Source organism: Nocardia cyriacigeorgica NBRC 100375 (genome assembly GCF_000308555.1).
In the GTDB taxonomy this organism is placed as follows: Bacteria; Actinomycetota; Actinomycetes; order Mycobacteriales; family Mycobacteriaceae; genus Nocardia; species Nocardia cyriacigeorgica.
In genome coordinates this window covers 18,914-32,644 of record NZ_BAFY01000125.1, presented here as the reverse complement: position 1 = coordinate 32,644, position 13,731 = coordinate 18,914, and the positions used below count along the sequence as shown (strand labels likewise).

17 protein-coding genes are annotated in these 13,731 nt (G+C 68.7%); 4 read left to right on the top strand and 13 right to left on the bottom strand.

Annotated elements, in window-relative coordinates:
• Positions 1 to 12 precede the first annotated feature (12 nt).
• Complete coding sequence (locus tag RJ05_RS11850) at positions 13 to 687, bottom strand: HdeD family acid-resistance protein (RefSeq protein ID WP_051016453.1); 675 nt, start codon at positions 685 to 687, stop codon at positions 13 to 15.
• Positions 688 to 1,154: 467 nt separating this feature from the next.
• On the opposite strand from RJ05_RS11850, the gene RJ05_RS11845 reads away from it, so the two are divergent.
• On the top strand, positions 1,155 to 1,418 hold the full coding sequence (locus tag RJ05_RS11845; protein WP_138445686.1) for a hypothetical protein: 264 nt from the start codon (positions 1,155 to 1,157) through the stop codon (positions 1,416 to 1,418).
• A gap of 16 nt (positions 1,419 to 1,434) precedes the next feature.
• On the opposite strand, the gene RJ05_RS31915 is transcribed toward RJ05_RS11845, so the two are convergent.
• The gene (locus RJ05_RS31915) at positions 1,435 to 1,950 is read right to left on the bottom strand and encodes an MmyB family transcriptional regulator (protein ID WP_373365058.1); all 516 of its coding nucleotides are present in this window, start codon (positions 1,948 to 1,950) and stop codon (positions 1,435 to 1,437) included.
• Complete coding sequence (locus RJ05_RS31910; RefSeq protein ID WP_211357640.1) at positions 1,854 to 2,273, bottom strand: helix-turn-helix domain-containing protein; 420 nt, start codon at positions 2,271 to 2,273, stop codon at positions 1,854 to 1,856. Before RJ05_RS31910 ends, RJ05_RS31915 begins: the two co-directional genes overlap by 97 nt.
• 101 nt (positions 2,274 to 2,374) lie before the next feature.
• Here RJ05_RS31910 and RJ05_RS11835 point away from each other — a divergent pair, with 101 nt between their 5' ends.
• Positions 2,375 to 3,088, top strand: a complete 714-nt coding sequence (locus RJ05_RS11835; protein ID WP_036536835.1) for an SDR family oxidoreductase — start codon at positions 2,375 to 2,377, stop codon at positions 3,086 to 3,088.
• A 138-nt stretch (positions 3,089 to 3,226) separates the two neighbouring features.
• Here the strand turns inward: RJ05_RS11835 and RJ05_RS11830 are convergent, their stop codons facing one another.
• Both RJ05_RS11830 and RJ05_RS11825 read right to left on the bottom strand, forming a co-directional pair.
• Entirely contained in the window at positions 3,227 to 4,177 is a 951-nt protein-coding gene (locus tag RJ05_RS11830; protein WP_036536832.1) for a coiled-coil domain-containing protein, read from the bottom strand.
• Positions 4,178 to 4,703: 526 nt separating this feature from the next.
• The gene (locus RJ05_RS11825) at positions 4,704 to 5,435 is read right to left on the bottom strand and encodes an alpha/beta hydrolase (protein WP_036536829.1); all 732 of its coding nucleotides are present in this window, start codon (positions 5,433 to 5,435) and stop codon (positions 4,704 to 4,706) included.
• Positions 5,436 to 5,941: 506 nt separating this feature from the next.
• Here RJ05_RS11825 and RJ05_RS11820 point away from each other — a divergent pair.
• The gene (locus RJ05_RS11820) at positions 5,942 to 6,364 is read left to right on the top strand and encodes a VOC family protein (RefSeq protein ID WP_036536827.1); all 423 of its coding nucleotides are present in this window, start codon (positions 5,942 to 5,944) and stop codon (positions 6,362 to 6,364) included.
• Positions 6,365 to 6,503: 139 nt separating this feature from the next.
• On the opposite strand, the gene RJ05_RS11815 is transcribed toward RJ05_RS11820, so the two are convergent.
• The 5 genes from RJ05_RS11815 to RJ05_RS11795 are packed head-to-tail and all read right to left on the bottom strand — an operon-like array spanning position 6,504 to position 9,516.
• On the bottom strand, positions 6,504 to 6,686 hold the full coding sequence (locus RJ05_RS11815) for a hypothetical protein (protein WP_036536825.1): 183 nt from the start codon (positions 6,684 to 6,686) through the stop codon (positions 6,504 to 6,506).
• 22 nt (positions 6,687 to 6,708) lie between these two features.
• Complete coding sequence (locus RJ05_RS11810; protein WP_036536820.1) at positions 6,709 to 7,932, bottom strand: NAD(P)/FAD-dependent oxidoreductase; 1,224 nt, start codon at positions 7,930 to 7,932, stop codon at positions 6,709 to 6,711.
• Positions 7,929 to 8,114 (bottom strand): rubredoxin, encoded by a 186-nt coding sequence (locus RJ05_RS11805; protein WP_036536818.1) that lies wholly within the window; start codon positions 8,112 to 8,114, stop codon positions 7,929 to 7,931. Before RJ05_RS11805 ends, RJ05_RS11810 begins: the two co-directional genes overlap by 4 nt.
• On the bottom strand, positions 8,111 to 8,293 hold the full coding sequence (locus RJ05_RS11800) for a rubredoxin (RefSeq protein WP_036536815.1): 183 nt from the start codon (positions 8,291 to 8,293) through the stop codon (positions 8,111 to 8,113). Before RJ05_RS11800 ends, RJ05_RS11805 begins: the two co-directional genes overlap by 4 nt.
• Complete coding sequence (locus tag RJ05_RS11795) at positions 8,293 to 9,516, bottom strand: alkane 1-monooxygenase (protein ID WP_036536813.1); 1,224 nt, start codon at positions 9,514 to 9,516, stop codon at positions 8,293 to 8,295. Before RJ05_RS11795 ends, RJ05_RS11800 begins: the two co-directional genes overlap by 1 nt.
• A gap of 181 nt (positions 9,517 to 9,697) precedes the next feature.
• Between RJ05_RS11795 and RJ05_RS11790 the strand changes: the two genes are divergently transcribed.
• A complete protein-coding gene (locus tag RJ05_RS11790; RefSeq protein ID WP_036536841.1) occupies positions 9,698 to 10,312 on the top strand; it encodes a TetR/AcrR family transcriptional regulator in 615 nt (204 codons plus the stop codon).
• An 85-nt stretch (positions 10,313 to 10,397) separates the two neighbouring features.
• On the opposite strand, the gene RJ05_RS11785 is transcribed toward RJ05_RS11790, so the two are convergent.
• The 3 genes from RJ05_RS11785 to RJ05_RS11775 all read right to left on the bottom strand — a co-directional run bounded on the left by RJ05_RS11785 (position 10,398) and on the right by RJ05_RS11775 (position 13,724).
• On the bottom strand, positions 10,398 to 11,330 hold the full coding sequence (locus RJ05_RS11785; RefSeq protein WP_036536812.1) for an RNA polymerase sigma-70 factor: 933 nt from the start codon (positions 11,328 to 11,330) through the stop codon (positions 10,398 to 10,400).
• Positions 11,331 to 11,444: 114 nt separating this feature from the next.
• Entirely contained in the window at positions 11,445 to 12,635 is a 1,191-nt protein-coding gene (locus RJ05_RS11780) for an NAD(P)/FAD-dependent oxidoreductase (RefSeq protein WP_036536809.1), read from the bottom strand.
• Between the two features lie 150 nt (positions 12,636 to 12,785).
• Positions 12,786 to 13,724: a sigma-70 family RNA polymerase sigma factor gene (locus tag RJ05_RS11775; protein ID WP_036536805.1), complete on the bottom strand. Its 939-nt coding sequence runs from the start codon at positions 13,722 to 13,724 to the stop codon at positions 12,786 to 12,788.
• Between the last annotated feature and the right edge of the window lie 7 nt (positions 13,725 to 13,731).

Below are 13,731 nucleotides of genomic sequence, written 5' to 3'. Positions count from 1 at the left end.
CGGCGTGGGGTTTCACCGCCCCACAGCGTGTCCGCTGCCGGGTGGCATCACGATGGTGGTGTCGGGCGTCGGTCTGGGTCGGGCAGGTCGGGGCGGAGCCTCGGCGTCGGCGGCGGGCCGGGTCTGGGGCGGCTGCTCGGCGGGAGCTTTACGGGCGGTGAGGATTTCGGTGATCCCCAGAGCGATCATGCAGCAACCGGCTGCGGCGGCCAGGACGTCGGCCGAGTCGAACGGCACGATCGCCACGACGATCCCGGCGATCAAGGTCGCCAGCCCGATCACCTCCTGCGCGCCACGCCCGGGAGTGTCGTCGTCGTCCCATACCGCCGCGATCGCGTGCACGACTCCGCGCACGGCCCATCCGATGCCGAGCCACATCGCCACCAACAGCACCCAATCCCCACTGCGGAACGCCAGCAGCCCCAGCACCGCCGACACCGTGCCCGCGAGGAACATCAGTACGCGGGGAAAACGCCCCAATCCGGAGCCGAATGCGATCGTCATCTGCAGTACCGCGGTCACCAACAGATATATCCCCGCCACCGCTGCCAGCGTCGCCACCGACTTGCCCGGCCACACCATGATCGCGACCCCGAGCAGCACCGAGCAGATGCCGACAACCAGGACCGTCTGCCGCACACCGCGACCCAACACCGACACCGGACCCGAATCCTCGTAGGTGGGCATAGCGACATGATATGGCCAACCCCCGCCGTTTGCCGAACGATTGCCACATTCCCCCGGTCAGCGCCCGGTCACAGAACCACACCCGCTCTGCTGGAAGCCGCACCGCCCGGCGAACGGTGCGAGCGCGGTCTCCCCTGTGGCGTCCCCGAGCGGGAATTGGTGGGCACTGCCGAGCGCACGGCGGACCGGCCCGCGCGTCCTGCGGGACGATCGGTGGCGGCAACCGGCCCCCCTCGGGCGAGCTTGGCCGGTGACGCCCGCGCTCGCACTGTCCACAGCGACGACGTGATCGGCGAGATCAAATCTTTGACTTTCCGATTCCGCCACCCGCCGCCCCACCGGGAGCGTTGTCACCGCGCGCCGGGCGACCGCCGCGCCCCGACAACACCCGCGACCTCGACCGACGCTGCGCGCGCTGTGATCTCCGAATCGGTGCTCGCGTCGCCGAGACGAGCTAGATTGTGAGGGTGAAAGCTTCACCTGTGTGTATCGGGGCCCTCATCGGCGCGATCGTCGGCGCTCTCCTGATTTCACCGGTCGCCGCCCTCTACCTGGCCCCCGCCTTGACGCTATCGGCCATCAGCGGCGAGGCGATGCTGTTCACGATCGCCCTCCTCGGTGCCTGCCTAGTGACCGGAATTCTCGCGGGTGCGGGCATGGGCGGCGCTTTCGGTTGCGCCGTCGCAGCGGACCGCCGCAGCGGAGGTTTCCACTGTCGCGGCGACCTGTGATCGACCCCGCCGACCGTTACCAGCGAGCGCCGGCGCTGTGTGCGGACATGGAAAGAAGGACGAGGGCATCGTGTTCGGCTGATTCCGGTGGCGCTTGGTAGAGCAGGACGCGTTGTCCGCTTCCGAGATGGTGAAGGACATCGTTGCCGAGGGTGATCTCGCCGATCAGCGGATGGCGGAATGCCGTCTCGCCACCGCGCTTGACCCACACCTGATGTTGTCGCCACAGCTCGTCGAATTCCGTGCTCGCTGCGGATAACTCCGCCACCAGGGTCGCGACCGATTCCGGGAACGCCGGTTCCGCCGAGCGCAGCTGCGCGACACAGTTGCGGGCCACCCTGTCCCAATCGACGAACAGTGTCCGCGCTGCGGCATGCAGGAAGGTGTAGCGGATCGTGTTGCGCTGGGTGAGTTGCCAGTCGCCGAGCCCGGGCATCAGTGCCAGGCCTTCCACGTTGGCCGCCACCACGTCGTTGACCTCGTTGAGCACGTAGGCCGGGCTGGGGCGCACCGAATCCAGCAGCAGCCGCAGGCCAGGCGGGACGGGCTGGCATCGACGGGGCGCCGGCGGGGCAGGCGACCAGCGGTCCGGTCGGCGAGGGCAAGCAAGTGCGCGTGCTCGTCATCGGTCAGCCGCAACGCCCGCGCCAAGGCGCCGAGGACGGCGTCGCTGGGGGCGGTTTCGCGGCCCTGCTCGATGCGGGTGTAGTAATCCATGCTCACCCCGGCCAACGCTGCCAGTTCCTCCCGCCGGAGCCCCGGAGTTCGCCGGTTCCGCGGCCCGATCGGCAAGCCCACCTCGCCGGGACCGATCGACCCGCGCCGGGCCCGCAGGAACTCCGCCAACGCATTCACACCTCGAGTGTGCCAGTTGCCCACCCCGTCGTGGTGGCCGTGTCACACCCAGGAACCGCGCGGCCTTCCCGGGTTCTGCGCGCCGGCGCAGGGTCGAATCCATGACTGCAACAGTGATCATCGGAGGAGGGTCGGGAATGGGGTTGGCGCTGGCGCATGCCCTTGTCGGCGAAGGCGAGGACGTCATCCTCGTCGGCCGATCCGCCGATCGGCTCGCCGCGGCGCGTGCGGTGCTCGAGCACGCCGGACACGGCCAGGTGCACAGCAGACGCGCCGACATCAGCCGTGCGGACGACGTCGCCGGCCTGTTCTCCGGGGACCGGCCGGTGGACCACGTGGTCGTCACCGCCGCCGATGCCACCGGGGTGTACGGCCCGACTGCTCGGCTCGCCACAGACACTGCCCGTTCCGTGCTGAACACCAAGCTGCTGGGTGCATGGCTCGTCGGTAAATACGCCGTCGGCACGGTGACCGAATCGCTCACGTTCACCTCGGGGATCAACGCCTACCGACCCAACGGGTCGAACACGATCATGGCCGCAGCGAACGGCGCCCTGGCATCCCTGGCGGCTGGACTGGCCATCGAAATAGCGCCGATACGAGTGAATGTCGTATCGCCCGGCTGGGTCGACACCCCCATCTGGAACCAGCTCGGCGTGGACACCCAGGAAGCCTTCACCGATATGGCGCAGCGACTTCCGGCGCGGCGTATCGGTGTCGCCGACGACATCGTCAAGGCATTTCTCGCCGTCATGCGTAATCGGTTCATCACCGCGACCGTCCTGCACGTCGACGGCGGTCATCGCTTCGTCTGAGGTACCCGCGCATCGGCGGGGCACCACGCCGACAGATCCACGGCCCCGCTAACGTTCTCGGCCCACGACCCGGCGGTCATGGGCGGACCTCGCCTACCTGGAGCTGCCCGTGCGGTTCGTAGAGGTGCGCCGGGCCCCTCATGTGGCGTCCGATGTCTTGGTCGTGGATTCGAGCAGTGTGTCGAGTTGACGTTCGGCGCGTTCGGCGCGGGCCAGGGTTTGGGCGCGGGCGTCGTCGAGGGCGGCGATGCGTTGTGCTGCGTCGGCGTGGGCCTTGTCGAGTGCGGCGGCCGCTTCTGCCCGGGCTGCAGCGAGGTCGGTGGCGGCGGTGCGGCGGGTGTCGGCGAGTTCGGTGCGGACCTGACCCAATTCGGCGCGGACTCGGTCGAGTTCGGCGCGGGTCTCCTGGATGGTGTGCGCGCGTTCGGCGGCCGTGCGTTCGGCGCGGTCGATGGCGCGTTCGGCATCGGCGGCGCGTTGGACGGCAAGGTCGCGTTCGGCACCTGCGGCGGTGACCTGTTGGGTGGCGGCGCGGCGGATCTGTTCGATTTCGGTGGCGGCGGCGGTGCGCACTCGCTCGATGTCTTCGCGGGTTTGTTCGCGTAGCCGTTCGATGTCGTCGGCGCATTGCTGACGGATGGCGCGGATGTCGGCGTCGGCGGCGCTGCGGGCGGCGAAGACGTCGGCGGCGGCCTGTGCGGTGACCGCTTCGACTTCGCGCAGCGCTTCGTCGCGGTCGGTGCGTGCTCGAGCGGCGTCGGCTTCGGCGCCGGCGATGCGTTGTTCCGCGGCTTCGGCTGCCGCGGCGGCGTCTTCGGCGGCTTCTTCGGCGCGCATTCGGTGCTCGTCGGCGGTGCGGCGGGCCTGTTCGGCGTCGGCGGCGGCCACCTCGGCTTCGGCGATGCGGCGGGCGGCGTCGGCTTGGATCTGCTGGATCTGCGCTTCGGCCACCGACGGGTCGGCGAGCGTGGCGAGTTCGGCGACCGCGGCGTTGAGGGTGGTGCCCAATTGTTGTGCCAGGCCACGGAATTGTTCGAGCAGCTCATCGGCGCGCACGCGGGCCGCCGTCGCCGGACCAGGCTGCGTCACAGTGACGGAACCCGCCGGGGTTATCGACTCTTGTTGTTGCCGTTGACGTTCCCGCCATGCCCGCCACCGCGTGTGTTCGGGAAGGTCGCAGTATTCCGACGGTCGCCCCGGTCCCCCGCCCTTGGTGATCGGTCGCGCACAGCCCGGGAAGTTGCATACGTTCGCCACCCGCAAATCGTAGCGTTTGTTTCGTTGGCTGTTACGTAATAACACGAAACGAAATCTGAAGAACGCCTGCGAATTCGATGGCGACGCGCCCGTGTTCTGACCTCCGATAAGTGAACATTATCGGCGGCCAGAACGAAGGCGGTCGACAGCGGAAGCGAGCCGGCCGATGGGTGCCACCCGCATGAGATCCCGCATCGACGGCCGAGACGAAAACTGGGGTCGCTGGTACGTTCGTCCCACATAATGGTGGGCGCGCCCCATGCCGCGGCCGGATTCACCGCCATCGAGGACCGGCGGCCTGCCCCCGATAGCGGTGACCGGACGGCTTACCGGCGGTTGCCGCCCCGACGCCTCGGCCTCACCTCAGGTGCCGAGCGAAGAACCGATTCGCCTCATCTTGGGCATAGACCGGGACACCGGTGTGTCCGCCCATGTTGGCGTGCAGGGTCTTCTCGGTGGAGGCGAAGGCGTCGAACAGGTCCAGCGCCATCTGCCGGTCGTTTCCCTCGTCGTCCCATTGCAGCAGCACGTGCAGCGGGATGGTGACCTGCCGGGCCTCGTCGAGGATGGCGCGGGGGACGTAACTTCCGGCGTAGAGCACCGCGGCGGTGATCCGTGGCTCGACCACGGCCAGCCGGGTGCCCACGGAGATCACTCCGCCGGAATATCCGACCGGGCCGCCGATCTCGGGGAGCGCGGCAAGGGCGTCCACAGCCGCCCGCCACTCCGGGACCGCGCGATCGACCAGGGGCAGGATGAGGCGATCGACGATGTCGTCGGCGACGGGCTCGCCGGCCTGTATTGCCCGGCGAAGGTCGGCGCGGGCCTGGTCGGCGGTCGGCGACGGGGGCCGGTCACCGCTCCAGGGCAGCTCGATGGTGGCCGCGACATAGCCATGCGTCACGGCGTGCCGAGCCCGGGCAAGCAGTCGCGGATACATCGCCGGCAGTCCGCCGGGATGCCCGAGCAGGATCAGCGGAGCCGGCGCCGAAACAGAACCCGGTGTCCACAGGATGCCGGGGATCTCATCGAGGGTGAAGGTGCGCTCGACGATGTCGTCGTCGAGGCGCTGTTCGGTCAGAAAGTGCACGAAAGGGCCTTTCGGGAGTGCTCGTAGAGCGGCGCTCCCGGACGACCTATCGCCCGACCGTGACCCCGAACAGGAGCACCCACGTCGATACTGCGTTCACGGGGTACCACCTCCTCGGTCTCTGGCACGGCTCAGGAAAGATAGCAGTGGTCTCGGTTGTCCGCCAACAGGTTTTCCGGGCGGGAGCGGGCAGCACCACGGCCCACTCGGCCGGATCGGTGCGCACCGGCGCGATCGGCTCGCGTACTGGAGCGCGCCCAGTCCCCGATCGCGGCGACGAATTGCTGGGAAATCCGACTCCACGTAGGTGCCCACGCCCTCGACGAAGACGGTGTCGTGCGCGCGAAGGTCGCTTCCCCGACGCCGAACTGCACCTGTTCGACACCGGGCACTCGCGCTGGACAAGTTTTTTTACGAAACACGACAGAGGGTGACGTGATTAGTCGGCATCCTCGAGTGACGGCCCTCGGACAGCCCGATCGGCCAGTTCACCAAGGAGTGTTCACGTGGGGTCTCAGGTCAATCCGTGCATCACGTTCCATGGCAACGCGCGCGAGGCGATGGAGTTCTACCAGCAGGTCTTCGGTGGCACATTGGAGATTTCGACAGTCGCGGACTTCGGTTCACCGGACTCCCCGAGCGCTGACAAGGTCATGCACTCTCGCCTGGACACCTCCGCCGGCTACACGTTGATGGCCTGGGACTTTCCCGAGGACAGGCCCGGACACCCACCGTATCGGCCGGGCAACAACGTCGCGGTCTTCCTCGATGGCGACGACGGAGAACTCCGCGACTACTTCGAGAAACTGTCCGCCGGCGGCACCGTCACGTTGCCGCTCGACACGCAGGTATGGGGAGATGAGGCGGGCTCACTGGTGGACCGATTCGGGATCAGCTGGATGTTCAACATCACCGCCCGGCGCCACTGATCGGCTGCCCGTCTGATCAGTGGCCCGCATCGCCCGGCAGAGCCTCGCACCCACGGGCAACCCGATGCGTGATCTGCGTTGCACTGCGGCGCAGATCCGCTCGCCCCCCACCGCACGAGCACCTCGACCGGCGTGTGTTTCATGCCTGTATCGCCGAGCGCCGAACGAAGGTCGTGACCCCCGGCCCGTCCGATACCGAGACCGCGGCGAGGACGTCGAGGTAGGTGCCGTCGTCGAGGCGGGTCGAGAAGGGCTGGTCGGGGAAGACGGGTTCGGCCTCCAACGACAACTCCGGCTCGGCGGTGCCCCAGGGCGTCAGCAAGTGTTCGACTTGACAGCCGCTTTCACCGCACCCGCACGGACTCCCCGTCGCGCACCGCGGATTCGAGTGGCCCCTGCGCGCAGAGCTGCGGGTCGAGGTGGGCGCGGTCGGCGATGAGGCGGCGTGCGATGCGCAGGTCACCGGGACAGTCGATGCCTGCCGCACCGACGAGCCGACCGGCCCGAAACGCCAGCACCGCAGGCGTTTCGGTGCCCGCCCTGCGGACGACGAGTTCATCGTCGGCGCCGATGCGTCCCGCGAACTGCAGATTCACCCCGTACTGGGTGGACCAGCCGAAGGGCACCTCCGGCTCGGCGGGCGTGATGTCGAGCATCGCACGTGCCGCGGCGGCGCCCTGGGCTTGGGCGCTGTTCCAGTGCTCGCTGCGCTCGAAACCGCCGATGTCGGGGACGTAGCGGTGGGCGACATCGCCTGCGGCGTAGATGCCAGGAATCGAGGTGCGGTAGTGCTCGTCGACGCGGATGCCGTTGTCGACCGCCACACCAGCGGCCTCGGCCAGACCTGTATCGGGCACCGAACCGATGGCCACCAGCACCGCTGACGCCGTCCACCGGCGGCCGTGGGTCGCGGTGGCGGTCACGGCGCTGTCGGTGTGGTCGAGCCGGTCGAGGGTGACGTTGTTGTGGATGGCGACACCGTGGCCGGTGTGCAGGCGGTGCATGTGCTCGCCGAGGACCGCCGGCACGACCCGTTCGAGCGGGCTGGACGCGGCGTGCACCACCGTCACCGCCACGCCGAGTCCCCGTGCGGTCGCCGCGACCTCGCAGCCGATCAGCCCCGCACCCACCACCAGCAGCGAACCGCCGTCGAACAGCAGCGCGCGCAGGGCGTCGGCGTCGGCGATCGACCGCATCGTCCGCGCCGCCGGGTGCTGACCGGCCAGTGTGCGGGCCCGCGCGCCGGTGGCGAGCAGGAGCCGGTCGTAGTCGAGGGGTGTGCCGTCGGCCAGCCACACCCGGTGGCGGTCCGGTTCGATCCGGTCCACCCAGGTCCCGGGACGGATATCGATGTCGGCGGCGCGCCAGCTGTCGGCGGCATCGATGAGCAGCCGAGCAGCGACAGCGGTACCGGCGAGCACGTCCTTCGACACCGCCGGCCGCCGGTACGGCAGCGTCGGTTCACCGCCGAGGAGCACGATCTGGCCGGTGTAGCCTTCTCGGCGCAGGGTCTTCGCGGCGGTAGCGCCCGCGACACCGGCGCCGACGATGACGATCCGGGCACTCATGCGCGGCTGACCTCGACCATGTCGAAATCGGCTTTCGCGGCACCGCAATCCGGGCAGGACCAGTCGTCGGGGATGTCGTCCCAGCGGGTGCCCGCGGCGATACCGTCCTCGGGCCAACCGAGGGCTTCGTCGTATTCGAATCCGCACTGCAGGCAACGGAACAGCTTGTAGTCGGTGCTCATGACATGCTCCTGTCGGTGGAAACGGGCTGGAAGTCGGGCTTGTCGCGGACGCCGCAATCGGGGCAGGACCAGTCGTCGGGGATCGCCGACCACGGGGTACCTGCCGGGAAGCCTTCGCGGGGGGCGCCGGCCGATTCGTGGTAGCGGTAGTCGCACACCGGGCAGCGGTAGACGGCCATCACGCCACCTTGTACCGGGCCAGCACCCGGTCCCGTGCGGCGGGCTGGATGTTGACGCGGGTGATGTCGCCGTCGTAGTGGTCGAGCACACGGTGGTCCATGACCTTGCGCCACAGCGGCGGGAAGTAGGCCAGCGAGATCATGCTGGCGTAGCCGCTGGGCAGGTTGGGCGCGCCGTCCATGCTGCGCAGGATCTGGTAGCGGCGCGTCGGATTCGCGTGGTGGTCGCTGTGACGTTGCAGGTGGTACAGGAAGATGTTGGTGACGATGTGATCGGAGTTCCAGCTGTGTTCGGGGGTGCATCGCTCGTACCGCCCGGCCGGGGTGCGCTGACGCAGCAGCCCGTAATGCTCGAGATAGTTCACCGTCTCCAGCAGCGAGAACCCGTACACCGCCTGGATCACCAGGAACGGCAGCACCGCCGGACCGAATGCCGCGACCAATCCGGCCCACAGCACCACCGTCATCAACCAGGCGTTGAGCACGTCGTTGCGAAGTGTCCACGGCCCCTTGCCCATCCGCTGCAGCCGGGTGCGTTCCAGCGCCCACGCCGAGCGCAGGCTGCCCCAGACGCTGCGCGGCAGGAACGCCCAGAACGATTCGCCGAACCGGGAGCTGGCCGGATCTTCCGGGGTGGCCACCCGCACGTGGTGGCCGCGGTTGTGCTCGATGTAGAAGTGGCCGTAGCCGGTTTGGGCGAGGGTGATCTTCGATAGCCACCGCTCCAGTTCGTCCTTCTTGTGGCCCAGTTCGTGTGCGGTGTTGATGCCGACACCGCCCATCACACCGATGCTCAACGCGACCCCGATCTTCGACCACAGGCCGAGGCCGCCGTCGATGCCGAGCCACGACAGGTCCGTCGCCGTCCACAGGTAGGCCGCGAACACCAGGCTGGCCAGCTGGAACGGGATGTAGGCGTAGACGCAGTAGCGGTAGTAGCGATCGTGTTCGAGCTGCTCCATCACTTCCTCGGGCGGGTTCTGCCCGTCGGGGCCGAAGAAGCGGTCGAGGATTGGCAGCAGCACATACAACAGCAGCGGCCCGATCCACCACCACACCGGCGCCACCTGCTGCCAGCCCAGCTGGTTGAACACCCACACCAGCGCGGCTGCCAACCCGAGCGCGGTCGGCGGGATCAGCCCGAACAACCACAGGTAGCGCTTGCGGTCCCGCCACGGCGGGGTGGCCGCCGCGGCATGGCGGCCCAGGGGTGAGCTCGTCATCGTCGTTCTCCTCGGATCGGTGAGCGGGATCGGTCCGCGGGTGTCGCTGCTGCCCTCATCGACATCGGCAGCGACCGGACCAGGCTCGTTTACACTTTCACGTGATGTGTATTCATTAGAAACACATGAGGACGGATTGTCAACGGATGGACGGAATCGGCTGTGATGTACGATGGCTGTCGTGGCTCAAGCGCCGAACTTTCAGAGCGAGATGCGCCAATTGCTGCGCGCCCGCGTCATCGACACCGCCCGCCAGCTGGTCTGCACCGAGGGCTGGGGCGCGGTCAACATGTCGCGCGTCGCCAAAGAAGTGGGCGTGAGCAGGCCCGTGCTCTACAAGGAGATCGGCACCAAACACGACCTCGCCGACGCCGTCATCGGCAACGAACTCGACACCTTCCTCGCGGGCATCACCGACACCATCGCCGCCCATCCCGACGACATCCGGGCCGCACTCACCGCCGCTGTCGACTTCACCCTGCGCACCGCCGCCGAGAACACCCTGCTCAAAGCGGTACTGGCCGGCCGCTCCAGCGCCGACACCAGTCTGCTGCCCACCCTGATGACCGAGCCCGAACCCGTCCTCGGCCGCGCCGCCGGCGCCCTCACCACCGTGGTACGCACCCGGTACGAGCTGCCGGCCCTATCGGATGACGAACTCGGCAGCAGAGTCGAAGCCGTCGTCCGGTTGGCCTTGAGCCACCTGTTCCAGCCCACCGGCACGATCGAACGCGCCGTCGCCCAGATCGCGCTCGTCATCGACGCCATCTTCGGACCCGCCGCCCGCGAGGACTGACCCCGACGGCCGCGACCATCGGGGAACGCGCCTGAGCGGAGTTGACAACTCCCCGAAGACTCGACGGGAACGACTGCCGCCGACCTCATCGCAAGGTCAGCGGCGTCTCGGAATCGAGGTGAGTGAGCTTCTGCGGGTTGCGGACGTAGTAGAGGCCGCTGATGCGGCCGTCGGCGACGTGGGTCACGATCACGCCGTCGAGCGCCCCATCGACATACAGCGCCAGCGCAGGCCCGGCGTTGACCACCGTCGCCTCGACCGTGAGCACCACATCGTGTTTGGTGAGGCCGCCGACGATGAAACGCGCCACCTTGTCCGCACCGACGACCGGCCGCGGCGAGGCCTGCTTGATACCGCCGCCATCGCTGATGGCCACCACATCCGGAGCCAGCACATCCAGCAGCCCCCGCAGATCCCGGGTCTCGAGGGCCTGCTGGAACGCCCGCACCGCCGCCTGCGCCTGGTCGGCGGTGACGGTGCGCCGCGGGCGGCGCGCCTGCACATGGCGGCGTGCGCGGTGGGCGATCTGATGCACCGCGGCCGGGGTCTTGTCCACCGCGGCCGCGATGTCGTCATAGCCGAAGCCGAATGCCTCCCGGAGCACGAACACCGCCCGTTCGGTCGGTGTCAACGTCTCGAGCACGAGCATCAACGCCATCGACACGCTCTCGGCGAGTTCGCCGTCGGCCGCCGCTTCCGGCGCGGTCAGCAACGGCTCCGGCAGCCACGAACCGACGTAGGACTCCCGGCGCCGCTTCAGCGAACGCAGCCGGTTGAGCGCTTGCCGAGTCGTGATCCGCACCAGGTAGGCGCGCTGGTCGCCGACCCGCGTCAAATCGACCTTCACCCACCGCAACCAGGTTTCCTGCAGCACATCCTCGGCGTCGGCTGCCGAACCGAGCATCTCGTAGGCGACGGTGAACAGCAGGTTGCGGTGCCGGACGAAGGTCTGGGTCGCATCGACGGTCGCGTGGTCGGCGCTGTCGGTGTGCTCGCCGCGTTCACCTGGTGTATCCATGAGGTCCTCTCCCCTGTGCCGGCCTGGCATTCTCGCCGATCGTGGCGGTGGCATCGAGCAGGTGGCGGCATCGGTGCGCCGCTTGCCGAGCGATTGCCACCGCCGGAGCGGAGGTCAGGCGATGGGTGCGGCGGCCGCATCGGGCAAGGCCTGCAACAGCGTCGGGCGGCGTTTGCCGTCGCTGGGCCAATGATGCGAGCCGGGCTTGCGCGCCTCGGTCACCAGATGTTTGACGCTGGCTCGGCAGGAGAACTCCTTGAGCGCCTTACCCACGGGGCCGGTGAAATACAGCCGCATCGCCGTATCGTCCTTGTGGCCGAGCTGGAAGATCCCGGCGCGGCGACCGAAACTGATGCACATCGCCGGGAACGCCAAGTCGACCGGTTCCGGCTCCTCGCCTGCGATCCGCCGCAGCACGGTGTCGGCCGCATGGGCGCCGAGGCAACCGGCGGCGTAGGCACTCATCCGGAACGGCAGGCCCGAGGGCGCCGAGCTGTCACCGGCAGCCACGATCCGCTCGTCATCGACACTGGTCAACGTCTCATCGATCAGCAGACGCCCGGCGCTGTCGGTCCGCAGCCCGCTGCGCTCGGCCAGATCCGGCACCCCGAAGCCCACCGCCCAGATGGTCACCCGGCTCGGCACCGTCCGTCCGTCACGCAACCGCACCGCATCCGCACGCACCGCCGTCACCGCGCTGTCGGCGCCTTCGAGCACGCTGACTCCCAGCTTCGCCAGATATTTGCGGGCGGTGCGCCGCGCGCTCGGGTGCAGGTAGGGGCCGAGCAGCCCGCCGCACACCAACGTCACCGAGCGACCCCGCTCGGCCAGTTCCGCGGCGGTTTCGATGCCGGTCGGACCACCGCCGACCACGGTCACCGCCGCCGTCATCGGCGCATCGAACAGCACCGACCGCAGCCGCCGCGCAGCCTCCAATGTCGCGATCGGATAAGCGAATTCCGCCACTCCCGGCACCTGCGGGTCCGCGCTGCCACTGCCCACCGCGTAGATCAGATAGTCGTAGCCGATGGTGGTGCCGCCGGTGAGCCGCACGCTGCGGCCCACCGCATCGATGTGGTCCACGCTGTCCACGACCAGCCGCACCCCGTCGGCGAGGACCTCGCTGTAGTCGACCACCGCCTCATGGGTCCCGCCCACCAGCTGATGCAGCCGCAACCGCGGAACGAACACCGGACGCGGGTTGATCACGGTGACGGTCACATCGGCGCGCTGGGTCATCCGGTTGGCCGCCATCACTCCGGCGTATCCGCCGCCGATCACGACGACGTCGATGGTGTTGCTCATGATGTCTCCTTCGCTCTGTGGGACTCGAGCACGAGACACCGCCAGGACCGCCATCCTGACATCGTGTGAGACAGATCACTAACTCAGTGGGTAAGAGGCGGCAGCGAAGGCGCCGACATGCGCAAACCTCGCCACCGATCAGCCGGCGCACTACCAGGATTCGAGCACCGGCACATCATGCTCACGCCCTCGCCACTGCTCGGCGAGACGCGCGATGCGATGCGGGGCGGCGATGCCGCGCACGGCCGCGATCCTGCCGTCACGCACCTCGAGCACCGCGACACCCAACACCCGGTCGTCGAGGACGAACAGCATCGCCGGACTGCCGTTGACGACGGCCGCATGAATCGACGGCGAACCGCCGACCAGCCGCCGCTTGGCCGCGGTCGGCCGCAAACCGGCCCGCACGGCATCGGCGACCCGCTCCCGGGTCGTGTGCCGAATCAACGTCGTCGCCGTGCCACCGGCGCCGTCGGAGACCGCGGTGGCATCGGCGGTCAGCAACCGCACCAGCTGATCGGTTCGCCCCGACGACGCCGCGGCCACGAACGCCTCGACGACCCGCCGCGCCGAGGCAGCGTCGACAGCCGCGGGCGTGCGCTCGGCGGCGATGCGTCGGCGGGCCCGATGAACGTGCTGCTGACTCGCCGACTCCGAGATCTCCAAAATCTCCGCGATCTCGGCGTGGCTGTAGGAGAACGCCTCCCGCAGCACATACACCGCCCGCTCGACCGGCGTGAGCCGCTCCATCAACGTCATCATCGCCAACGTCACCGACTCACGCTGCTCCACCGCGTCGGCCGGACCGAGCATCGGATCACCGTCCAGCAACGGCTCCGGCATCCAGGCACCGACCGTCCGCTCACGCCGAACCTTCGCCGAACGCAGCCGATCCAGCGCCAGATTGGTGACGATCTTGGTCAACCACGCCTCCGGCACCTCGACATAGTCGTGATCGGCGGCCTGCCACCGCAGAAACGCATCCTGCACCGTGTCCTCGGCATCGGCGGCCGAGCCGAGCAGACGGTAGGCGAGGCAGGCCAGCCGGTTCCGGCTGGCCTCGAAACGCTCCACGGTGGCAGTGTCCATACCGACG

Coding starts and splice junctions, on each gene's coding strand:
- RJ05_RS11810 (WP_036536820.1), bottom strand. CDS start 7,932: ATGAGTGCCCGGATCGTCATCGTCGGCGCCGGTGTCGCGGGCGCTACC.
- RJ05_RS11850 (WP_051016453.1), bottom strand. CDS start 687: ATGCCCACCTACGAGGATTCGGGTCCGGTGTCGGTGTTGGGTCGCGGT.
- RJ05_RS11805 (WP_036536818.1), bottom strand. CDS start 8,114: ATGAGCACCGACTACAAGCTGTTCCGTTGCCTGCAGTGCGGATTCGAA.
- RJ05_RS11800 (WP_036536815.1), bottom strand. CDS start 8,293: ATGGCCGTCTACCGCTGCCCGGTGTGCGACTACCGCTACCACGAATCG.
- RJ05_RS11780 (WP_036536809.1), bottom strand. CDS start 12,635: ATGAGCAACACCATCGACGTCGTCGTGATCGGCGGCGGATACGCCGGA.
- RJ05_RS11795 (WP_036536813.1), bottom strand. CDS start 9,516: ATGACGAGCTCACCCCTGGGCCGCCATGCCGCGGCGGCCACCCCGCCG.
- RJ05_RS11775 (WP_036536805.1), bottom strand. CDS start 13,724: ATGGACACTGCCACCGTGGAGCGTTTCGAGGCCAGCCGGAACCGGCTG.
- RJ05_RS11785 (WP_036536812.1), bottom strand. CDS start 11,330: ATGGATACACCAGGTGAACGCGGCGAGCACACCGACAGCGCCGACCAC.
- RJ05_RS11835 (WP_036536835.1), top strand. CDS start 2,375: ATGACTGCAACAGTGATCATCGGAGGAGGGTCGGGAATGGGGTTGGCG.